Annotated in this window: 3 protein-coding genes and 1 pseudogene; all 4 read left to right on the top strand. The window is 50.4% G+C overall.

Annotation, left to right across the window (positions count from 1 at the left end; genetic code table 11):
• Nucleotides 1–321 (top strand): annotated as a pseudogene (locus tag Q0238_RS00400) (hypothetical protein); the annotation flags it as partial.
• Between the two features lie 99 nt (nt 322–420).
• Nucleotides 421–597 carry a hypothetical protein gene (locus Q0238_RS00395; protein ID WP_297941769.1) on the top strand — a complete coding sequence of 59 codons (177 nt, stop codon included), beginning with the start codon at nt 421–423 and terminating at the stop codon, nt 595–597.
• 191 nt (nt 598–788) lie between these two features.
• Entirely contained in the window at nt 789–1,451 is a 663-nt protein-coding gene (locus tag Q0238_RS00390; RefSeq protein WP_297941766.1) for a response regulator transcription factor, read from the top strand.
• Between the two features lie 18 nt (nt 1,452–1,469).
• The coding region (locus Q0238_RS00385) for a HAMP domain-containing sensor histidine kinase (protein WP_297941772.1) at nt 1,470–2,524 on the top strand (1,055 nt) is incomplete at its 3' end.

Below are 2,524 nucleotides of genomic sequence, written 5' to 3'. Positions count from 1 at the left end.
AAGCTGGACGCTATGAGCGTCGAGGATCGCGAGAAATTCCTAGACGAGTTTAGAAAAAACTATAACGCTCAGGCGGGCAAGCTAAGCGTCGAGCAGGCGGATAGGCTGGATATCGAGCTTAAAGACCGCGGCAATTTCGGCAAATTTAAAAGGACCGCTCACGGGTTTGGCCCGCACAGATCGCAGGCGGCTCCAGGAGAGTGCGGCCATATGCCGCATAAAGGGATGGGTGACGACGCGGGTCCGGCAATGCCGCCAAGAGACGCGATGCCGTGCAATCAAAACGCTGGCGAAGCTGTGTGCCCTATGACGCAGCAATAGCCGTCCGTGCGCAAGCTATTTAGTTCCGCGCGATATTTGCGCGGAATTTTGTTTTAACAGATCACGGCGTAGAAATTTTAAAATTTAGCTTTGGAGCCTATGCGGCATAGCGCCGATGAAATTTCGCAAAATTTTATCGGTGCAGGCGAGGTTTTGAAATTCTGCGCCGTAAATTTTATGTTGCGGAATTTAGAATTTCGTAGCGGCGGAATTTTAAAGCCCAGTGTTTTACCTGTAAATTTTAAAATTCCGCGGCGCGAAAATTTTATATCGTAAAATTTTAGTTTCTTGCGCCGCGCGAATAATACTAGGCGAGCAATCTTACAAGCCTAAATTTAGTAAGCATACTTTTAAGCTAAGACGCGCTGTTTCGCTGCGATAAAATTTTGCCGTGAAATTTCGCAATTAAATTTTACGTGGAATTTCACAGGGTATAATTTCAAAAATTCTACGCAAGGAGGCGGGCTATGGCAAGAGTTTTGATCGTCGAGGACGAGGGGATGCTGCTAGATATGATGTGCACCTACATGCGCGGCGCGGGACACGAGGTAAGCGGTAGCAAAAGCTACGACGAGGCGCTCTCTTTAGCGTACGAAAAGAGCTTCGATCTGTGGATCTTCGACGTCAAAATCATCGACGGAAACGGCTTTGCGCTACTTCGCGAGCTGCGCGAGGCCGGGCGCGGCGCATCGTGTATTTTCACGACGTCGCTAAACACTCTGCAAGACGTCGAAAGCGGCTTTAAAAGCGGCTGCGACGACTACCTTAAAAAGCCTTTCGAGCTAAAAGAGCTAGCCCTGCGCGCGGATAATCTACTAAAGCGCACCTTCGTCCACAACGCCGCCAGACGCGAAAATATCGGCGGAAGTTTTAGCTTCGATATGGCTCAGCACGCGCTATATCATGCAGACAGGCTCGTGTCGATGCCGCAAAAGCAGGCGCGGCTTCTTGCTCTGCTTCTGAAAAACCGCGATAAATTCCTTAGTAAGGATGAAATTTTCGCCGCGCTGTGGGACTACGACGAGAGTCCGAGCGAGCTTAGCCTGCGCGTTTATATCGCGGAGCTGCGAAAAATTTTAGGCAAAGATCGCATCATAAACGCCTCCACGCTCGGCTACAAATATATTTAGGAGCGCGCCGTGTCCAAAATGCGTCAAATTCTACCGATTTTTTTGCTCTACACGCTTACTAGCGTCTTGTTTTTGGCGCTGGTAAGCAGCATATTTTACGAGCGGGAGAAGTTTTTTATCGCGGATCGCGATGCCTTTGCGATCAGAGATTTCAAACATGGCTTAGAGGCTAAGCTCGCGCGCGGCGGGCGCCTAAATGAGGGCGATTTCGACGCCATGCAGGCATACGCGGCGGATCTGAATAGCAGCGATGAGATCGCGCGGGATTTCGAGCCGAGGGACGACGCACCGCGCGTGTATATGGAGGGGGCTGACAGGATCGAGCAGTTTAATCTCACTGCCAAGGACGGCACGGAGTATTACGTAGCGATCAAAACGGAGGCGCTTGAGGGCAAGCTAGCAGCGCTGAAGCTCAAAATTTTAGCCGCGAGCGCGCTTGTTTTGGCACTTATTTTGTTGATCGCGTATTTTATCATCCGCCTTTCGCTGCGCCCGCTTTATGAAAAGATCGAATTTTTAAACGGCTTCATCCGCGACACGACGCACGAGATAAAGACGCCTCTTAGCGTGATTTTGATGAGTATCGAGCTTTTTGATACCGAGCCGAAAAAATATCTGGGCAATATCAAGGCGGGCGCAAATACGATAAACGCGCTGTTTGAAGACCTAACCGCACTAAGCTTAAACAAAAGCGGCAGCGGGCGAGAGGTAAATTTAGGCGAGCTACTGCAAAGCCGCATAGAGTATTTCGGCGTCTCTGCGGAGCAAAAGTGCATAAATCTACGCGCCGATCTGCGCCCGGTAGCCTTTTGCGCGGATGAGTTTAAGCTGCGAAAGATCATCGATAATCTGCTTGGCAACGCGATAAAATATTGTGATGAGCTCGGCTGCGTCGAGGTGAGCCTAAGCGAGCGCTCGCTTCGCATAAAAAACAGCGGCGCGGGCATCGCGCGGCAAAATCTGCCGCATATTTTCGAGCTTTACACCCGCTTTGACGAGCGCAACGGCGGCTTTGACATCGGGCTTTTTATCGCCAAAAAATACTGCGACGAGCTCGGGCTTAAAATTTCGTG

It is taken from the genome of uncultured Campylobacter sp. (assembly GCF_938045775.1).
Taxonomy (GTDB): Bacteria; Campylobacterota; Campylobacteria; order Campylobacterales; family Campylobacteraceae; genus Campylobacter_B.
This window is presented reverse-complemented; position numbering and strand designations above follow the sequence as displayed.